General features: G+C 66.2%; 17 protein-coding genes, 1 pseudogene and 1 riboswitch. Of the genes and pseudogenes, 10 read left to right on the top strand and 8 right to left on the bottom strand.

The window, feature by feature from the left end:
- Positions 1–116, bottom strand: a pseudogene (locus tag WBB14_RS18840) (monooxygenase); the annotation flags it as partial.
- A 79-nt stretch (positions 117–195) separates the two neighbouring features.
- Here WBB14_RS18840 and WBB14_RS18835 point away from each other — a divergent pair.
- Positions 196–660: a hypothetical protein gene (locus WBB14_RS18835; protein WP_424241173.1), complete on the top strand. Its 465-nt coding sequence runs from the start codon at positions 196–198 to the stop codon at positions 658–660.
- Between the two features lie 23 nt (positions 661–683).
- Here the strand turns inward: WBB14_RS18835 and WBB14_RS18830 are convergent, their stop codons facing one another.
- A complete protein-coding gene (locus tag WBB14_RS18830) occupies positions 684–2027 on the bottom strand; it encodes an aminopeptidase P N-terminal domain-containing protein (protein WP_424241176.1) in 1344 nt (447 codons plus the stop codon).
- A 128-nt stretch (positions 2028–2155) separates the two neighbouring features.
- Positions 2156–2346: riboswitch (yybP-ykoY riboswitch) on the top strand.
- 52 nt (positions 2347–2398) lie between these two features.
- Here WBB14_RS18830 and WBB14_RS18825 point away from each other — a divergent pair.
- The gene (locus WBB14_RS18825; RefSeq protein WP_424241172.1) at positions 2399–3403 is read left to right on the top strand and encodes a sodium:calcium antiporter; all 1005 of its coding nucleotides are present in this window, start codon (positions 2399–2401) and stop codon (positions 3401–3403) included.
- A 111-nt stretch (positions 3404–3514) separates the two neighbouring features.
- Here the strand turns inward: WBB14_RS18825 and WBB14_RS18820 are convergent, their stop codons facing one another.
- Positions 3515–3814 (bottom strand): hypothetical protein, encoded by a 300-nt coding sequence (locus WBB14_RS18820; RefSeq protein WP_424241171.1) that lies wholly within the window; start codon positions 3812–3814, stop codon positions 3515–3517.
- Between the two features lie 28 nt (positions 3815–3842).
- Here WBB14_RS18820 and WBB14_RS18815 point away from each other — a divergent pair, with 28 nt between their 5' ends.
- From WBB14_RS18815 to WBB14_RS18800, 4 genes are all read left to right on the top strand, one after another.
- Positions 3843–4184, top strand: coding sequence for a hypothetical protein (locus WBB14_RS18815; protein ID WP_424241170.1), 342 nt, complete (start codon positions 3843–3845; stop codon positions 4182–4184).
- A gap of 425 nt (positions 4185–4609) precedes the next feature.
- On the top strand, positions 4610–7408 hold the full coding sequence (mgtA, locus tag WBB14_RS18810; RefSeq protein WP_424241169.1) for a magnesium-translocating P-type ATPase: 2799 nt from the start codon (positions 4610–4612) through the stop codon (positions 7406–7408).
- Between the two features lie 52 nt (positions 7409–7460).
- Positions 7461–8564, top strand: coding sequence for a porin (locus tag WBB14_RS18805; RefSeq protein WP_424241168.1), 1104 nt, complete (start codon positions 7461–7463; stop codon positions 8562–8564).
- Between the two features lie 87 nt (positions 8565–8651).
- Positions 8652–9527: a cytochrome c oxidase assembly protein gene (locus WBB14_RS18800; RefSeq protein WP_424241167.1), complete on the top strand. Its 876-nt coding sequence runs from the start codon at positions 8652–8654 to the stop codon at positions 9525–9527.
- A gap of 24 nt (positions 9528–9551) precedes the next feature.
- Here WBB14_RS18800 and galU read toward each other — a convergent pair whose 3' ends face one another.
- Entirely contained in the window at positions 9552–10403 is an 852-nt protein-coding gene (gene galU, locus WBB14_RS18795) for a UTP--glucose-1-phosphate uridylyltransferase GalU (protein ID WP_424241166.1), read from the bottom strand.
- Between the two features lie 56 nt (positions 10404–10459).
- Here galU and WBB14_RS18790 point away from each other — a divergent pair, with 56 nt between their 5' ends.
- Entirely contained in the window at positions 10460–11986 is a 1527-nt protein-coding gene (locus tag WBB14_RS18790; protein WP_424241165.1) for a M48 family metalloprotease, read from the top strand.
- A 25-nt stretch (positions 11987–12011) separates the two neighbouring features.
- On the opposite strand, the gene WBB14_RS18785 is transcribed toward WBB14_RS18790, so the two are convergent.
- The 4 genes from WBB14_RS18785 to WBB14_RS18770 form a co-directional block, all read right to left on the bottom strand.
- Positions 12012–13112, bottom strand: a complete 1101-nt coding sequence (locus WBB14_RS18785; protein ID WP_424241164.1) for a YheT family hydrolase — start codon at positions 13110–13112, stop codon at positions 12012–12014.
- A gap of 17 nt (positions 13113–13129) precedes the next feature.
- Entirely contained in the window at positions 13130–13552 is a 423-nt protein-coding gene (locus WBB14_RS18780; RefSeq protein WP_013391743.1) for a YybH family protein, read from the bottom strand.
- Positions 13553–13588: 36 nt separating this feature from the next.
- Complete coding sequence (locus WBB14_RS18775; RefSeq protein ID WP_424241163.1) at positions 13589–13810, bottom strand: zinc-finger domain-containing protein; 222 nt, start codon at positions 13808–13810, stop codon at positions 13589–13591.
- A 76-nt stretch (positions 13811–13886) separates the two neighbouring features.
- The gene (locus WBB14_RS18770) at positions 13887–14807 is read right to left on the bottom strand and encodes a branched-chain amino acid transaminase (RefSeq protein ID WP_424241162.1); all 921 of its coding nucleotides are present in this window, start codon (positions 14805–14807) and stop codon (positions 13887–13889) included.
- Between the two features lie 196 nt (positions 14808–15003).
- Here WBB14_RS18770 and WBB14_RS18765 point away from each other — a divergent pair, with 196 nt between their 5' ends.
- From WBB14_RS18765 to WBB14_RS18755, 3 genes are all read left to right on the top strand, one after another.
- Positions 15004–15753, top strand: coding sequence for an AzlC family ABC transporter permease (locus tag WBB14_RS18765; RefSeq protein WP_424241161.1), 750 nt, complete (start codon positions 15004–15006; stop codon positions 15751–15753).
- Entirely contained in the window at positions 15750–16085 is a 336-nt protein-coding gene (locus WBB14_RS18760; protein ID WP_424241160.1) for an AzlD domain-containing protein, read from the top strand. The genes WBB14_RS18765 and WBB14_RS18760 overlap by 4 nt, the downstream gene beginning before the upstream one ends.
- A gap of 323 nt (positions 16086–16408) precedes the next feature.
- A complete protein-coding gene (locus tag WBB14_RS18755; RefSeq protein ID WP_424241159.1) occupies positions 16409–17890 on the top strand; it encodes a DEAD/DEAH box helicase in 1482 nt (493 codons plus the stop codon).
- Positions 17891–17966 lie beyond the last annotated feature (76 nt).

The raw sequence follows: 17966 nt of genomic DNA, 5'->3' as shown, positions 1-17966 counted from the left end.
CCCGCAAGCAGCGCGATGCGCGCCGGGTCCGGCGCCACGCGCGCCAGCATCAGGGCCAGCACGCGGCCCACCGGGCCCGCGCCGAGTATCGCTATGTCGAAGGCGGATGAAGTCATGACCGGATTTTAACCGTCCACTACAATCCGCAGCAGCCGGCGCGTCTTGGCGCCGTGGCCCCCTTTCCGGTCGATCGACATGACGCAGCTCCAGGCCTCTACTCCGCTGTCCGCCGTAACCGCCCGCCGTCCGCGCGGCAAAGTCGCGGTAGGACTGTTGGCCTGCCTGCTCGGCGCGGTGGGGGCGCACTGGTGGTATCTGGGCCGGCGTCACGCCTGGCTGGTGACCGTATTCGCTTTGGCCAGCCTGTTCTGCGCAGTCAGCTTTTACCCCGTCTGGTACGACAACCCCGCTTTCTTCCTGGTGTTCATTCCCATGGTCGACGGGTTCATCGAGAGCGCGGTGTTCTCGCTGATGCCGGACGAGAAATTCGACCGCCTCTATAACGCGGGCCTGGGCCGGCCGACCCAGACCGGCTGGGGACCAGTGCTGGTCGCCATCCTGGCCTGCCTGGTCGGCGCCATCGTCTCGATGTTCGCCATCGCCATGGTGGTGGTCTACACCTGGATCGCCATGGGCTGGCTGGACGGCTACGTTTTCTAGCGCGGATTTGGCGCGCTGCCCGCCTATTCGCGCATTAGCGCTTCGATTTCTCCCGCCTGCACCGGCACGCCGCGGGTGATCAGTTCACAGCCTTCGTCGGTGACCAGCGCATCGTCCTCGGTGCGGATGCCGATGTTCCAGTAGGCTTCGGGCACGTCGTCGGCGGGCCGCACGTAGATGCCGGGCTCGATCGTCAACATCATGCCCGTTTCCAGCTTGCGCCAGGGGCGTTCGGCGCCAAGGGCTGGGCCGGGCTGGCGGTAATCGCCCACGTCGTGCACGTCCAGGCCCAGCCAGTGGCCGGTGCGATGCATGTAGAAGCGGCTGTAGTCGCCGGATTCCAGCACGCCGTCCAGCGAGCCCTTCAAAAGCTTCAGGTCCAGCATGCCCTGCGCCAGCACGCGCAGGGCGGCCAGGTGGCCGTCATTGAAGCTGCGGCCGGGCGCCGTGGCTTGAGCGGCGGCATCCTGGGCCGCCACCGTCAGGTCGTACAGCGCGCGCTGCGGTCCGCTGTAGTGGCCGTTCACAGGAAAGGTGCGGGTGATGTCGCTGGCGTAGCTGTCGACCTCGCAGCCTGCGTCGATCAGCACCAGATCGCCATCGCGCAGCACCGCTTCGCCGGCCGGGTAGTGCAGCACGCAGGCGTTGGCGCCCGCGGCCACGATGCTGTTGTAGGCGACCGATTGCGCGCCGTGGCGGCGGAACTCGTACAGCAGTTCCGCCTCGATCTCGTACTCCCGCATGCCGGGGCGAGCGACGCGCATCGCGCGCACGTGGGCGCCGGCGGAGATCTTGGCCGCGCGCCGCATTGCGGCGATTTCAGTGGCGTCCTTGATCAAGCGCATCTCGGCCAGCAGGAAGCGGATGTCCTGTTGGCGGGAGGGCGGGGCATGGCCGCCGCGGCTGGCTTCGCGCGCCGCGGCCAGCCAGCGGTGCAGGCGGCCGTCGCTGCGCTTGTCGCCCGCCAACGGCGCGTACAGGGTGGCGTGGTCCTGCAGCAGCGCGGGCATCAGTTCGTCCAGCGCATCGAGCGGATGCGCGTCGTCGAAGCCGAAATACGCCGCCGCCGCTTCGGGGCCGAAACGCTTGCCTTCCCAGATTTCATGTTCGATGTGGCGGGGGCGGCAGAACAGCACGGCGCGGTCGGTCGCGCCCGCTATCAGTACCAGCCAGGCGCCGGGTTCGGTGAAGCCGGTGAGGTAGAAGAAGTCGCTGTCGTGCCGGTAGGGGTACTCCGCGTCGCGGTTGCGGGCGGCCTCCGGGGCGGTCGCCAGTATGGCGATGCCGCCGCCGTCGGCGCGCATCTGCTCCATCAGGCGTTGGCGCCGTGCGGCGTAGGGGGCGATGTCGTCGGGAGGCAGGCTCATGGCGGACTGGGGCGCAAACCCCGGCAGGGTGAGGATGCCGTTTACTTTACCTGCCATCCCCCGGATCCGACACCCCATGCTGGTCGCGCGGAATTCGCTGGGCCGCGCGGGGCAAGCTGCTACAATCGCCGCTCTGTCATTGGGGAGTAGCCATCCTTTGTCCCCACAAAGGAGCTAGCGTCAACAGACTTGGTGGTTCAGCGCTGCGTAGCAGCCGCTAGAACGCCATGGCGCTAGTAGCGGTATCCATGCACGTCGGCAAGCCCGCCGCATGGACCAGCCAGGCGAGACCTTTGGCCGCGTTGCGTTCACCCCAGCCGGGCGAGCCGCGACGTCGCGCCAATTGGTTTCTGCTCGTCCGGCTCGCCTATATGTTTCTCACCCTGTTCCTGTTTTTCCTGTCAGCGGCAGTGATCTATTTCGCCTGCGAGTTCTTCGTGAACGGCGTCGAATGGGTCGGCCATCGCTTTCAGCTGGGGGCCACCGCCACCGGCACCGTGCTCGCCGCGTTCGGCACCGCCTTGCCGGAAAGCGCCGTCACTTTCATGGCCGTGGTCTTCGGCGAAACTCCCGAGCAAAAAGACATAGGCGTCGGCGCTGCCATGGGCGGGCCGCTGGTGCTGGCGACGCTGGCCTATGCGGTGGTCGGCCTGGCCCTGTGGCGCGCCCGCCGCGGGCGCGCCACGCAGGCGGACTGTATCAACGCGGACCAGCGCCGGCTGGCCCGCGACCAGGCCTGGTTCATGGGCATCTTCGTTTTCAAGGTGGGCCTGGGCCTGCTGGCCTTTGCCTGGAAGCCCTGGCTGGGCATCCTGTTCCTGGCCACCTACGGCCTCTACGTCAAGCGTGAGCTCAGTCGCGATGAAGCGAGCCTGGATGCCGAAGAACTGGAACCGCTGAAGCTGCGCCCGCGCGATGCAGATCCCGCCATGTCCTGGGCAGTCGCCCAGACGATCCTGGCTCTGGTGGTCATCGCCGGGGCATCGCACGTGTTCGTGAACCAGATCGAACTGCTGGGCGTGGCCATGGGCGCATCGCCCCACGTCGCCGCCCTGTTGCTGGCGCCGGTGGCGACCGAGTTGCCGGAAATCATGAATGCGCTGATCTGGGTGCGCCAGGGCAAGGAACGGCTGGCTCTGGCCAATATCTCGGGCGCCATGATGATCCAGGCGACCATACCCAGCGCGCTGGGCATCTTCATGACGCCGTGGCTGCTGGACGCGCCCTTGCTGGCGGCCGGCCTGTTCACCATGCTGTCCATCGGTCTCCTGTGGCTGCGTTTCCGCCGCTCAGCCATGAGCGTGCCCGCTCTGTCCGCGGTGGGGGGGCTGTATGCCGTGTTCGCCGCTTATCTGGGCTGGCATTTCTACGTCTGACAGCGCTTTGCGCGTGGGGGCTTCGGCCCCTCGCCGGCTTTTGCCACATTCAGCCCAGTTCCGCGGCAAAAACCTTGTCCATAAGTGGAAACCCGCGTAAACTTTCGCCTGTTATCCATCCCAGGAGCAGTCTTCGTGAATACCGATTCCGGCGAAAGTAGTCGATCTTGCATCGACGTCGCTGTTTAACAGGTCCACGCAGAACTCCGTCTGCCGCAGCCTGTTGAACAGGTTGCGGTTGTATCCCAAGCTCCAGGCGCAAGCCCGGGCAATCGCGCAAGCCAGCGGCTTGCCGGGAACCTCCCCAACATAAACCGCCAGAACCGCCGCTAGCCGCAGCGTCAGCGTTCGCGCACGTTTTTCGTGCCTGTCCGCCGAGCGCCGCGCGGGTGCGCGCGTATTCGCGATCACGCTCCCCATTCTTGCAATGGAGGTCGTTATGCGTTTCTTCGACTTGTTCCTACGCCGCGCCGGCGTGGACCGCGCCACCGCCCTGGGCCGCCGCCGCGGCACTTCGCGCCTGACGGTCATTTGTCCGCGCGACGAGCTGGGCGCCTTGCGCAAGCAGATCTGCCTGGACTTCAACGCCGCCGGCCTGGACGTCTCGCAAGTGCAGATCGACCAGGGCCAGGACCCTGGCATGGCATCCGCCTGCATCACCGTCAATTGCCCGCCGGAGCTGCGTGGCGAACTGATGTCGCAGGCGCGCCGCCTGAGCGCCAATCCTGCCGTGCGCCACGTCCATTTCGGCGCCCAAGCCACGCAAGCCGCGCTGGCCTGAAGCCGCCTCATTTGTTCCACAGGAGAGATCATGCCTAGTGCCTTAGACCCCGAGCCTCGATTGCGCCCAGTGCGCGGCGCCGGCATGCCTGTCTGACCTGTCTACTCGCTGCGAGCCGACAGGCAGGATAGTCATCCTGGCCCGTACGGAGTCCGCAGCCAAGAATCCCCGGCCTGGCCCACGTCTTGTGCGCCCTTGCTGCCGGTATCGATTCCTCCGCTAGCTTCCCCTTCCGTTTTCCGCACCCGGCGCACTTCGATGCGATCCGGACACCGGCAACATTGCTCCGGTGCCTGCGCACGCCTGTACGCGGTGGATTGACGGCTTTCCGCGCGAAAGCCGCGGCCCGCTGCTGCCCGTGCGCAGACGCCGCAGGCAGGGTCGTCCGTGTCTCCAACAACTACACCTATAACCGGAGCACCCCGATGTTCAAATTCCTCAAATCCTTTTTTTCGTCCGCGGCTGGCCTGCGGCATAGCGCCAGGCACTTCCGCCGCTCGCCCATGCCCGAACGGGGCGCCGCGGCCGCCGCCGCGTCCTCGGACGCCGCCCGCCACGCCAACCGCCAGATGCTGGACCTGGCGCGCATGGACTTCGGCGCCTTGTTCGCCCTGTTCGGCAGCAGCCGCGGCGGGCTGTCCGAAGCCCAGGCCGGAACTGCGCGCGAACGCTACGGCGCCAACGAGGTCGACCACGAAAAACCGCTGCCCTGGTACTCCCATCTTTGGCTGTCCTACCGCAATCCATTCAATCTGCTCTTGACCGCGCTGGCGGCGCTTTCCTGGCTTACCGATGTGCGCATGGCCGAGCCGGACGACCAGTCATGGACGGCGGTTTTCATCATTGGCGCCATGGTGCTTATCTCCACCGTGTTGCGGTTCGCGCAGGAACAGCGCTCCAACCGCGCCGCCGAGGCGCTCAAGGCCATGGTGCAGAACACCGCCACCGTGCTGCGCAACGATCCCGCGGCGCAGGCCGAAGGCGAAGCCCGGCGCTTCTTTGGGGTGACCTTGCATGTCAGCGGCTCGCGCCAGGTCGAGGCGCCGCTGGCGGAGCTGGTGCCGGGCGACGTGGTGCTGCTGTCCGCGGGCGACATGATTCCCGCCGACTGCCGCATCCTGAGCGCCAAGGACCTGTTCGTCGCCCAGGCCGCGCTGACGGGCGAATCCCTGCCCGTCGAAAAATATGCCACGCAGCGCGCCGAGACCGCCAATGCGCTGGAACTGGAGAACATGGCGTTCATGGGCACCAACGTGGTCAGCGGCTCCGGCAGCGCCCTGGTGGTGGCGACCGGCTCGCGCAGCTACTTCGGCCAACTGGCCGGGCGCGTCACGCAGACCAGCCGTGCGCCGACCCAGTTCCAGCAAGGCATCAACCGGGTGAGCTGGGTGCTGATCCGCTTCATGCTGGTCATGGCGCCCATCGTCATGCTGATCAACGGCTTGACGAAGGGCGACTGGATGGAGGCGCTGTTGTTCGCGCTGGCCATTGCCGTGGGGCTGACGCCCGAAATGCTGCCCATGATCGTCACGGCCACGCTGGCCAAGGGCGCCATGCGCATGTCGCGTCGCAAGGTCGTGGTCAAGCGGCTGGATGCCATCCAGAACCTGGGCGCGATGAACGTGCTGTGCACCGACAAGACCGGCACCCTGACCCAGGACCGCATCGTGCTGGAACGCCACACCGACGTGTACGGCGCCAGCAGCGACGACGTGCTGGCCTACGCCTATCTCAACAGCTACTACCAGACCGGTTTGAAGAACCTGCTGGACGTGGCGGTGCTGCAGCATGCCGAGGTCGAGCGCAAGCTCGACCTGGCGGCGAAGTACCGCAAGGTCGACGAGATTCCCTTCGACTTTTCCCGGCGCCGCATGTCGGTGGTGGTGAACGAGACCGAGAATGGCCGTGAACACCACGAATTGATCTGCAAGGGCGCGCTGGAAGAAATGCTGGCGGCCTGCACCCGCCTGCGCGTGGGCCACGAAGAGCATCTGCTGACCGATGCCCGCCGGGCCGACATCCGCCGCGTGACAGCGGACTTGAACCGCGATGGCCTGCGCGTCATTGCGGTAGGCGTCAAGGAAATGCCGCCCACCCAGCAAACCTATGGCGTGGCCGACGAGTCCGACTTGGTGCTGGTCGGGTACATGGCCTTCCTGGATCCGCCGAAGGAATCCACGGCTCCCGCGCTCAAGGCGCTCAGGGACTCCGGTATCGAAGTCAAGGTCCTGACGGGCGACGTCGAGCTGGTGACCCAGAAGGTCTGCCGCGAGGTGGATTTCGAGGTGCGCAAGGTCTACCTGGGCGCCGAGATCGAGGCGATGGACGAGGCGCAACTGGCCGTGGCCGTGCGCGAGGCCAATGTGTTCGCGCGCCTGACGCCGGCCCACAAGGAGCGCATCGTGCACAGCCTGCGGGCCCAGGGCAACACCGTGGGCTTCATGGGCGACGGCATCAACGATGCGCCGGCCCTGCGCGCGGCGGACGTGGGCATTTCGGTGGATTCGGCGGTCGATATCTCGAAGGAGGCGGCCGACATCATCCTGCTGGAAAAGAGCCTGATGGTGCTGGAGGATGGCGTCATCGAAGGCCGCAAGACCTTCTGCAACATGCTCAAGTACCTGAAGATGACGGCCAGCTCGAACTTCGGCAACGTCTTCTCGGTCCTGGTGGCCAGCGCTTTTCTGCCGTTCCTGCCGATGCTGCCCATCCATCTGTTGGTGCAGAACTTGATGTACGACATTTCCCAGACGGCGATTCCGTTCGACAATGTCGACGAAGAGTTGCTGAAGCAGCCCCAGCAGTGGGATCCTGACGGCCTGGGCCGCTTCATGGTGTTTTTCGGTCCGATAAGCTCCATATTCGACATCGCCACCTATGCGCTCATGTGGTACGTTTTCCAGGCCAATACCCCGGAACACCAGACCCTGTTCCAATCGGGTTGGTTCGTCGAGGGCCTGTTGTCGCAGACGCTCATCGTCCATATGATCCGCACGCGCAAGATCCCGTTCCTGCAAAGCCGCGCCGCCTGGCCACTGATGGGCATGACCCTGATGGTGGTGGCGATGGGGCTGCTGCTGCCGTTCTCGCCGCTGGCCGAATACCTCCAACTGCAGGCGCTGCCTTGGAGCTACTTCCCCTGGCTGGTGGGCATCCTGTTGGCCTACTGCACGCTGACGCAGTTGTTGAAGGGTATCTGGGTCCGCCGTTACGGCTGGCAATGAGTAGATGAGACCCGCGGCGGGCGCATGTTCGCCGCGCACTCAGGAGAAACGCATGAGAATCGCTACTTTTGCCGCGCTGATGGCGGCCGGCCTGGTTCTTCCCCTGGCGGCGCGCGGCGCCGATACCGCGCAGGGGCTGACCTTGTACGGCGTGGTGGACGCGGGCGTGGCCGTCACGAACGTGTCGGGACAGGGCAGCCATAGCGGGCTGCTCAACGGCGGCTTGACCGACTCGCTGTGGGGCATACGGGGGGCGGAAGACATGGGCGGAGGCTGGAACGCCCGCTTCCAGCTGGAAAGCGGCTTCGATCCCTCGTCGGGCAAGCAGGCCGACGACGATCGCCTCTTCAACTACGCCGCCTGGGTAGGCCTGGCCCATGACAGCTATGGCGAATTGCGGCTGGGCCGCCAGCACACCATAGGCCAGGTCTACGGCAATTCCCTGGAAATCGCGTCCTGGAAGGAAATGGGCATGGGCGCCACCTTCAAGGCGTCCGACAACTATCAGTTCAGCAACCTGGTCAATTACTACACGCCGGTCTGGCAGGGTTTTCAAGCCGGCGTCGGCTATTCCTTCGACGCCGACGACCGCAACCGCTTCCGCACCGCCAACAACAACCGCGCGCTCAGCCTGGGGCTGAAATATGAGGACGGACCCTTGCTGGCGGTCGCCACCTGGGACCAGCTGCGCTTGGCCGATGCCCCGCCGGGCAGCAACGGACGGCCGCAGGCGGTGCAGCTAGGCGCTTCCTACGACTTCGAGGTGCTCAAGCTGTCCCTGGCCTGGTCGCGCCAGCGCAACGGCGATGTCGGGCTGGATGGCGGCGACCCGGACGGGCTGGGCATGGGCCTGGGACCGGCCGCCTTCGTGCGCGGCGGCACGGTCAACGCCTGGCTGGTCGGCGCCAGCGTGCCGGTGGGGCCAGGCACCGTGCTGCTGCAATGGTCGCTGGCGCGGCCGGATTGGCATTGGGACAACGGCATGACGGCGCGCAATGCGCAGGTGATGACTCTGGGGTACACATACGGCCTGTCGCCGCGCACGACGCTCTACGCCTTTGCCGGCTATGCGTCGAACTACACGCTGGATGACCAGTTCGACCCCGCCCATTCCCACACCACGCGCGTGGGCACGGGCATTTCACACCGTTTCTGAGCGCCGGGGCAGGGCGGGCCAGGGTCAACTACAATCGGCGGGTGCGGCGCATGGCGCCCGTCCTCGTACAGCCCCGACGTTTTCCGGATGGTTTGCATGGATAGTCTCGAATGGCTCATACCCTGGGAGTTCTCTCCCACGCTGGTGGCCTCCTTCCTGGTGGCCATCGTGCTGTTTGTGCGCGGCCAAAAAGTCCATCACGTGACCGCCGCCCGCCGCATCCTGTTCTGGACGGGCATGGTGCTGCTGTACCTGTCCATGCATACCCGGCTGGATTACTACGCCGAGCGCATGTTCTTCATCCACCGCATCCAGCATCTGGTGCTGCACCATCTGGGGCCGCTGCTGGTCATGGCGGCGTTCCCGGGGCAGGTGATGCGGGCGGGGCTGCCCATGAGCTGGCGCATCCGCCTGCGTGACTTCCTGCGCACCGGCGCCGGGCGCGCCACCGTGACGGTGCTGACCCACAAGATCTTCGTGCCGGCGCTCTTCGTCTTCCTGGTGATTGTCTGGCTGATCCCGTCGGTGCAGTTCTATTCCATGCTGGATTGGCGCCTGTATCGCCTGATGAACTGGTCGGTTGTGATCAGCGGCTTCATGTACTGGAACCTCATCCTGGACCGCAGGCCCGCGCCGCCGGCGGCCATGACGCCAGGCGGACGGGTCATTTCGCCCGTGCTGACGATGCTGCCGCAGATGGTGGCGGGGGCCATCATCGCCTTCACCGAAAGCGATATCTATCCGTTGTTCGAGCTGTGCGGCCGGGCCATCGCCATGTCGGCCCAGACCGACCAGACCATAGGCGGCCTGACCATGTGGATTCCGGCTGCGCTGGTCGAGGTGATCGGCCTGATGGTGGCCCTGGGAACCTTGATGCGCCTGTCGGCGAAGGGACGCCTGCGCAAGGCGGACCGCGATGCCCAGGCGCGGGCCAGGGCCAAGGCCCGCGCGGTGTCCGCCTAGGGGCGGGCCACCGCAGCCTTGCGGCTATTCCGGCAGCAGGCCGTGGTACTTCTTGCCCAGCGCCACGGTGGCCTGGAACATGCCGGCCTTGCTGCCGCAGTCGTAGCGCACGCCTTCATAGCGGTGCGCATACACGGCGCGCTCGCGCATCAGCGAGGCAATGCCGTCGGTCAGCTGGATCTCATTGCCGGCGCCCATCTTGGTCGAGCGCAGGTGGTCGAAAATCGCCGCTTCCAGCACGTAGCGGCCCACCACGGCGAGGGTCGACGGCGCGGCTTCGGGATCCGGCTTTTCCACGATATGGGTGACGCGTTCGGTGCGGCCGTTGGCGCTGGCGTCTCCCTGGCGGGTGGCCACGATGCCGTACTTGCGGGTGTCGGCGCGCGGCACGTCCTGCACGCCCAGCACGCTGGCGTTCTGAGCCACGGCCACCTCGATCAGTTGCTTCAGCGCCGGCTGGTCGGAGTCGATCAGGTCGTCGGCGAGCAGCACGGCAAAGGGTTCGTCGCCCACGGCGGGGGCGGCGGACAGCACCGCGTGTCCCAGCCCCAGCGGAGCCGATTGGCGGATATAGAGGCAATTCACATGCGCGGGTAGAATGCCCCGCACCATCGCCAGAAGCTCATGCTTGCCCTTGCTTTCCAGGTCCGATTCGAGTTCCGGCGCGGAGTCGAAGTGGTCTTCGATGGCGCGCTTATTGCGCCCCGTCACGAAAATGAGATCCGTGATTCCGGCGGCCACGGCTTCTTCCACGGCATATTGGATCAGCGGCTTGTCGACTACGGGCAGCATTTCCTTGGGCATCGCCTTGGTGGCGGGCAGGAAGCGCGTGCCCATGCCGGCGACAGGGAAAACGGCTTTACGGACAGGACGCATTGAGACCTCGTTGGGCTATCGATGAAACATTTTAAGCGCATCGTTATCATAGGCTTATGAACCGCAGGAAAATGCCATCCATTTGCTCGATTGCGAAACGGGGTGCAATCGTCGGGCTGTCCGTGGCCCTGACCGTGCCCGCCCTCCCCATTGCCGCCTGGGCGCAGCCCGTGGGCCTGCCCTCGATGGGGGTGGCGTCCGCGGCCGAACTGTCGCCCATGCTGGAGCGCAGCCTGGGCGAGGCCATCATGGCCCAGGGGCGGCGCGACCCGACCTACGTCGACGATTCCGAGCTCAGCCAGTACCTCACCACCATGGGACGCAAGCTGGCGGCGTTTGCGCCTGGCGCGGTCCCCGAAGTCGAGATGTTCGGCGTGCGCGACCCCGAGATCAACGCCTTCGCCATGCCGGGCGGCTTCATCGGCGTCAATACCGGCCTGATCGTGGCTTCCGCCAGCGAGTCCGAGCTGGCCGCGGTGCTGGCGCACGAAATCGGCCACGTCGTGCAGCGCCACATCGCCCGGGGCATGACCCAGCAAAATCAGAACAGCATGGTGATGCTGGCCAGTCTCGCCGGCGCGTTGCTGGCGGCCCTGGCCGGGGGCGGCGGCAATCTGGCGGTGGGCGTGGCGGCTTTCGGCCAGGCCGCGGCCATCAACCGTCAACTGGGCTTTTCCCGCGACGCTGAACGCGAGGCCGACCGTGCCGGGCTGCAGATGCTGACCAAGGCGGGTTACGACGCCGAAGGCATGGCGCAGATGTTCGGGCGCCTGATGAACGCTTCGCGCCTGAACGAAGGCGCCGGCGGCGGCTCATGGGCCAGTACCCACCCGCTCTCCATAGAACGCATGTCCGATGTGCAGAACCGGGTGCGCAACCAGTCTTCCGTGACGCGCCACGTGGATAGCGACGATTTCTGGTACATCCGCGCCAAGATGCGCGTGGTGCAGGGCCGCGACGCGGTCAGCCTGCGCACCGCTGGCCAGCAATTGCAGGACGAGGCCCAGGCGCTGTCCGGCGTGCGCCAGTCCGCCGCCTACTACGGCCTGGCGCTGCAGGCGTTCCAGCGCAACAATCTGGCGGAAGCCGAGCGCAACTGGAACCTGGCGTCGGCGGATGGCCGTAGTTCGGCCCAACTGGCCAAGCTCAGTGTGGACATCGCCCTGGCGCGCAAGGAGTACCCCCGGGCGCTGGAGCTGGCCCAGGCCGCCACCAAGCGCTGGCCCGGCCATCGGGCTCTGGGCATTGCCTATGCCCAGGCGCTGCAAAGCGTCGGCCGCCACGCGGAAGCGCAGGAGTACCTGCGGGCCAAGATCAAGCAGTGGGGCAGCGACGAGCCCAGTCTTTACCAGATGCTGGCGCAGAGCGAAGACCGCAATGGCAAGCCGGTGGCGGCGCGCCGCGACCAGGCGCGCTACTACGTCATGACCGGCGCATACGCAGCGGCGGAATCGCAGCTGCAGCAGGCGCGCAACATGTCCACCGACTTCTACGAGCAGTCGCAGATCGACGTGCAGATCAAGGAAGTCAAGGACAAGCTGGCCGAAGAACGCCAGTTGCTGGAACGCTTCAAGTCGGGCTGAGCGCCGGGCCGGGCGCCGGCGCGCCCTACTGGCCGGTTTCGAAGAAGCGTCCCAGCCGCTGCGGCAGCCAGTTCAGGTGAGCCGGGAAGCTGCCCGTCGGAAAACCGGCATGGCCGCCGTCCGTGGGCTGGTGCAGCAGGATGGCGGGCGAGCAGTCCGCTGGCGTGGGCAGCGAAGCCGCCGGCACGAACGGGTCGTTGCGGGCATTGAGCACCAGCGTCGGCACGGATATCTTCGGCAGCCAGGGCTTGCTGGACGCGCGCGTCCAGTAATCCAGCGCATTGCGGAATCCATGCATGGGCGCGGTGTAGGTGTCGTCGAACTCGCGCAGGTCGTGCGCATGGGCGATGCGCATGACGTCCACCGCGCCGGGATAGCGATGCGCCTTCTCCAGCACCTTGTGTTTGAGCGTCTTCAGGAAATGGGCGGTGTAGACCCGGCGGTTGAACACGCCGGTGGACAGCGTCTTGCCGCAAGCCACCAGGTCCAGAGGCACGGAGACGCCCGCGCAGGCCGTCAGCCAACTGGTGTCTTCCTGGTGTTCGCCCAGGTACTTGAGCAGCGCGTTGCCGCCCAGCGATACGCCGACCGCATGCCAGCGCGCATGCGGGATACGCTGGCGCACGGTTTCCAGCATGAAGCCGACCTCGGCCGAATCGCCGGAGTAGTAGGCGCGGGCCAGGCGGTTGGGTACGCCCGAGCAGCCGCGGAAATGCGCGATCGCCACGATCCAGCCGCGGGCGCGGAAATGGTGCGCGATGGATTGCGCATAGCGGCTGTTGCTGCCGCCTTCCAGGCCGTGGAACAGAATCAGGGCGGGGGTGTCGGGCGTATGCGGCAGGGACTTCCAGTCCGCCTCCGTCATCCACCTGGCTGCGGCGGTCTTGCCATTGGCGACCGGACGCTGGCCGCTGACGGGGGCGCCGTCGGCGGACTTGTGCGGGAACAGGCCCGGGCCGGTCCAGTCGAATTCGACGAAATCGGTATCGGGCGTGTCCACCCGTTCGCGCACGAACGCAATGCGGTGATACTGCGCGAACAGGGCGGCATAAACCGTCTGGCTGTCGCCTCCGGGCAACCAGGAGGGAACGGGGCAGGGCGTTGTATCAAGACGAGCAGCGGCCAACTAAAAATCCACCCGATTCAATGCAGCATGTCGGGTACGTCGTGCAAGTCGAGCACCCCGGCTTCCGTGGGCGCCGGCGAGGCATGGTGCATGACCATGCGCCAGCCGGTGGGCCCCTTGTGGTAGATATTGGTGGCATAGCAATTGGCGAATTGCGTGCCTTCCCGCGTCTGTACCGCCACCTGTTCCACCAGCACGTGCACCGCGCACATCATGCTCAGCATGACCAGCGGACGCAAAGGTCGCACGTGCAAGGGGCCGTTGGTCAGCACCTGCTGCCAGGAGTCGTGTACCGCCGAGTGGCCGACGATGCGCAGGCCTCCAGGGTGGATGCAGACGACTTCTTCGTCGTCCGCCCACACTTGCATCAGGCGAACGACGTCCGCCTGCTCGAGGGCTTCGTAGAACGCGTGCTCTGCTTCTTCGGGCGTGGCGAACATGGCTGCGGAAACGGGTGACGTTGTGGAGCGGGTAGCTCAGTGTCCGTGGCCGTGCAGGACGGTGCCGGGCTTAAGGCGGTATTCGGCGCCGCAATAGGCGCAGCTGGCCGAGCCGGTGTGGGCCACGTCCAGGAACACGCGCGGGTGCATGCTCCAGAGCGGCGCCTTGGGGCCCGGACAGAACACGGGCAGGTCGTCGGCGCCGACCTCGATGACTTCGTGGGGGTGGGGGACGGCGGCCGGAGCAGCTGCGGTCATGGATATTCCTGAAAAAAAACCGGTAAACGGCAGGTTGGGCAATGATGCGGCCTGGTCATGGACCGGGCCGCGCGAATCAGACTTTACTTAGCCAGTGATGGTACTTCGGGTTGCGGCCATTCACCACGTCAAAAAATGCTTTCTGCAGCTTCTCCGTGATCGGGCCGCGCCGGCCGGAGCCGATCTGGCGGTTGTCCACTTCGCGGATGGGCGTTACTTCAGCGGCCGTGCCCGTGAAGAACGCCTCGTCGGCGATATAGACGTCGTCGCGCGTCAGGCGCCTGGTCGCCACGCGCAGGCCCAGGTCGGCGGCCAGCGCATGGATGGTGGAGCGGGTAATGCCGGTCAGGGCGGAGGCGATCTCGGGTTCGCAGAGCACGCCGTCCTTGACGATGAAGAGGTTCTCGCCCGAGCCCTCGGCCACGAAGCCTTCGGTGTCCAGCAGCAGGGCTTCGTCGTAGCCGTCCTGCAGGGCCTCGGTATTGGCCAGGATCGAGTTGGCGTAGGTGGTGGCGACCTTGGCGCGCGGCATGGTGACGTTCACGTGCTGGCGCGCGAACGACGACACCTTGACGCGGATGCCCGCGGACAGCGCTTCTTCGCCCAGGTAGGCGCCCCAGGGCCAGGCGGCGATGGCCACGTGCACCCGGGCGCCCTTGGGCGACACGCCCATTTTTTCGGGGCCGTAGAACACCAGGGGGCGCAGGTAGCCGGCTTCCAGCTGGTTTTCGCGGACGACCGCCCGCTGCGCCTGGTTGATCGTGTCGCGATCGAAGGGCATGGGGATCTGGTAGATGTGCGCCGAATTGAACAGGCGGTTGGTATGGTCTTCGAGGCGGAAGATAGCCGTGCCGATCTCGGAGCGGTAGGCGCGCACGCCTTCGAATACCGACAGGCCGTAGTGCAGGGAGTGCGTCAGGACGTGCGTGGTCGCGTCTCGCCACGGTACGAGCTTGCCGTCATACCAGATGAAGCCGTCGCGGTCTGCCATCGACATGGTCTACTCCCAAGAGCCCAAGAATCTCGAGGCCCATATTGTATCAAGCAGCGAGGTTACAATACGCGCCTATTCGCGCCGCGGCGCGGCGCCCCCAGGCCCGCGCATCGTGATCCCGGCGGGCGAACGGGTTGTCGTGCGTTCCTTTTCCTTAGAGTTTCCATGTCGTCCTGTCCGAATCGCCAGGGGCCTGCCGTTGTCCTCTGAATCTGCGCTTCCTGAAACCGAAGACCCCGTCGCGGTCCGCCAGGAACGCGTCGCCGCCTTCCGCGCTGGCGTCCACGCCATCGTGCCCGCCCTGATCGCCACTGCCACCTGGGGACTGGTCACCGGGGTGGCCATGGTCAAGTCCGGCCTGACGGAGACCATGGCGCTGGCCATGACCCTGCTGCTGTACGCCGGGTCCGCCCAGCTGACTTCCCTGCCGCTTATCGCCACCGGCGCGCCGCTCTGGCTGATTTTCGCCGCCGGCTGCGTGGTGAACCTGCGCTTCCTCATTTTCGGCGCGGCGCTGCATCCCTATTTCCGACACCTGTCCTGGCCGAAGCGGCTGGGGCTGGGCTATTTCACGACCGACATGGGCTTCGTGCTGTTCATGCCGCGCTATGGTGATGCGGCCGTGCGCGGCACGCGCGAACAGCTCTGGTTCTTCCTGGGCGCGATCGCGCCGGGCTGGTTCGTCTGGCAGACGTCTTCCATCGTCGGCATCTACCTGGGCACCATGGTGCCCACGGGCTGGTCGCTGGACTTTGCCGCCGTGCTGGCGCTGCTGGCCATTACGGTCCCGCTGGCCAGCTCCAAACCCATGCTGATATCCATGCTGGCCGCCGGCGTGGTCGCCTGGACCGGACAGGTCCTGCCGCTGCGCCTCGGCCTGGCGGCCGCCGTCGTGGCGGGCGTGGCCGCAGGCATCTGGGCGGAACGCTACTTCAAGGCCCGCGCATGATTCTCTGGCCCGCCGAAATCTACGTCTATTCCGCCATCCTGCTGTTGGCGCTGTGCAGCGTGCTGACGCGCGCCGGCTTCATGCTGTTCGGGGACTACATCCCCTTGCCGGAAGGCGTGCGCCGCGCCTTGCGCTACGCGCCCGCCGCCGCCCTGACTGCCATCATCGTGCCTGACCTGCTGCCCTGGAAGGCTGGACTGGGACCGGTGTTCGACTACAAGCTGGTCGCGGGGGTGGTCGCCATCCTGGTCTTCCTGCGCACGCGCAGCGCGGTGCTGGTCATCATCGTGGGCATGCTGGCCCTGTGGGGCCTGCGCTGGCTGGCCGGCTGACGGTTCTTGTCGAAACCGTCCACCTGGTGGACGCTGCTGGTATGCCCGGCGGGCGCTTCCTGGCAGCCGCCGGAAGGCGTTTGCAATGCCTTTCGAACGCGGACCGAACCGTGTGGTAATGCGGCTGCGCTAAAATCATGTTATCCACAGCAATCCGGGCCTGGTACTGCCCTCATAAGTATCGAATCCAGAATGCGCCGCCTGGCCTGCAAGGCAGGATGCTGATTGCGCGTGTTCAGCTTGTTCCGATGCATATGTAGTGCAGTGCGCGTAGCACTCTCGTTTTGTTCTTTTTCACTGGTCCCGGTATCTGCCTAACCCTGATGACTGAATCCACTCAATCCGTAGCACCCGCCGCTGACGCACCCGCGCCGACGTTCACCGATTTCGGGCTGCATCCTCTGCTGCTGCAGTCCATCGCCGAAACCGGCTATACCATCCCCACGCCCATCCAGGCCCAGGCCATCCCCGTCGTGGTGGAAGGGCGCGACGTGATGGGCGCGGCCCAGACCGGCACCGGCAAGACTGCCGCCTTCACGCTGCCCATCCTGCACCGCCTCATGCCGCTGGCCAACACCAGCGCATCGCCCGCGCGCCATCCGGTGCGCGCGCTGATCCTGACGCCCACCCGCGAATTGGCCGACCAGGTCTACGAAAGCGTCAAGCGCTACAGCAAGCAGACGCCGCTGCGTTCGGCGGTGGTGTTCGGCGGCGTGGATATCGGTCCGCAGAAGGAAGCCCTGCGCCGCGGTTGCGAAGTGCTGGTGGCCACGCCCGGCCGCCTGCTCGACCACGTCGAGCAAAAGAACGTGAACCTGAGCCAGGTCGGCATCCTGGTGCTGGATGAAGCCGACCGCATGCTGGACATGGGCTTCCTGCCTGACCTGGAACGCATCATCCGCCTGCTGCCCGCGCAGCGTCAGGGCCTGCTGTTTTCCGCGACGTTCAGCAATGAAATCCGCAAGCTCGGCCGCTCGTACCTGAATCATCCGGTCGAAATCGAAGTCGCGGCGCGCAACGCCACGGCCAACACGATCACCCAGATCGCCTACAAAATGCCCAGCGACGCCAAGCGCGCGGCGGTCGTGCATCTGGTGAAGTCGCGCGGCCTGAACCAGGTCATCGTGTTCTCCAACACCAAGATCGGCACGGCGCGGCTGGCCCGCGACCTGGAACGCGATGGCGTCAAGGCCGAGTCGATTCACGGCGACAAGACGCAGGCGGACCGCATGAAGGCGCTGGAAGCCTTCAAGGCCGGCGAACTGGAAGTGCTGGTGGCCACCGACGTGGCCGCGCGCGGCCTGGACGTGGCCGGAGTTCCCTGCGTCATCAACTACGACCTGCCGTACAACGCCGAAGACTACGTGCACCGTATCGGCCGTACCGGCCGTGCCGGCGCCTCGGGCGAGGCCATCGCCTTGTTCACGCCCGACGAAGAGCGTTTCCTGCTCGACATCGAAAAACTCATCAAGCGCGAAGTGCCGCGCGGCACCCTCGACGTGCCGGCCGAACTGGTCGCGCGCAGCCACCGCCGCAGCGACGAGCACCGCGGTTCGTCCTCGCGCGAAGGCCGTGAAAGCCGTGAAGGCCGCGACAGCCGCGGTGATCGCGGCCGTTCGTCCGATCGCCGTTCTGGCTACTCGTCCGGCGCGTCGCGCCAGCCCGTGGACGATTTCTTCCTGAAGCCCTACGAGCCCTCGGCCGCGTCCGCCCAGGCCGAAGAGCCGGCGCCCAGGAGCAACGGTGCTGCCTCGGGGCCGAAGCGCCAGATCGCCGTCCTGCTGGGCGGCAGCCGCAAGCCCTGAACAGCGCTTGCATGAAAAAACCCGCAAGCCCTTGGGCCTTGCGGGTTTTTTTATGGCTGGCGCGCGCAGCGTGCCG

Source organism: Achromobacter sp., from assembly GCF_049647645.1.
Taxonomy (GTDB): domain Bacteria; phylum Pseudomonadota; class Gammaproteobacteria; order Burkholderiales; family Burkholderiaceae_B; genus Achromobacter.
The sequence above is the reverse complement of the archived record's forward strand: the minus strand, read 5'-3'. Positions and strand labels throughout refer to the sequence as shown.

Excerpts from the sequence above, each read along its gene's own strand:
- WBB14_RS18830 (WP_424241176.1), bottom strand. The coding sequence starts at position 2,027 with ATGAGCCTGCCTCCCGACGACATCGCCCCCTACGCCGCACGGCGCCAA.
- WBB14_RS18780 (WP_013391743.1), bottom strand. The coding sequence starts at position 13,552 with ATGTTCGCCACGCCCGAAGAAGCAGAGCACGCGTTCTACGAAGCCCTC.
- WBB14_RS18835 (WP_424241173.1), top strand. The coding sequence starts at position 196 with ATGACGCAGCTCCAGGCCTCTACTCCGCTGTCCGCCGTAACCGCCCGC.
- galU (WP_424241166.1), bottom strand. The coding sequence starts at position 10,403 with ATGCGTCCTGTCCGTAAAGCCGTTTTCCCTGTCGCCGGCATGGGCACG.
- WBB14_RS18775 (WP_424241163.1), bottom strand. The coding sequence starts at position 13,810 with ATGACCGCAGCTGCTCCGGCCGCCGTCCCCCACCCCCACGAAGTCATC.
- WBB14_RS18800 (WP_424241167.1), top strand. The coding sequence starts at position 8,652 with ATGGTTTGCATGGATAGTCTCGAATGGCTCATACCCTGGGAGTTCTCT.
- WBB14_RS18805 (WP_424241168.1), top strand. The coding sequence starts at position 7,461 with ATGAGAATCGCTACTTTTGCCGCGCTGATGGCGGCCGGCCTGGTTCTT.
- WBB14_RS18815 (WP_424241170.1), top strand. The coding sequence starts at position 3,843 with ATGCGTTTCTTCGACTTGTTCCTACGCCGCGCCGGCGTGGACCGCGCC.
- WBB14_RS18770 (WP_424241162.1), bottom strand. The coding sequence starts at position 14,807 with ATGTCGATGGCAGACCGCGACGGCTTCATCTGGTATGACGGCAAGCTC.
- WBB14_RS18790 (WP_424241165.1), top strand. The coding sequence starts at position 10,460 with ATGAACCGCAGGAAAATGCCATCCATTTGCTCGATTGCGAAACGGGGT.
- WBB14_RS18760 (WP_424241160.1), top strand. The coding sequence starts at position 15,750 with ATGATTCTCTGGCCCGCCGAAATCTACGTCTATTCCGCCATCCTGCTG.
- WBB14_RS18825 (WP_424241172.1), top strand. The coding sequence starts at position 2,399 with ATGTTTCTCACCCTGTTCCTGTTTTTCCTGTCAGCGGCAGTGATCTAT.
- WBB14_RS18755 (WP_424241159.1), top strand. The coding sequence starts at position 16,409 with ATGACTGAATCCACTCAATCCGTAGCACCCGCCGCTGACGCACCCGCG.
- mgtA (WP_424241169.1), top strand. The coding sequence starts at position 4,610 with ATGTTCAAATTCCTCAAATCCTTTTTTTCGTCCGCGGCTGGCCTGCGG.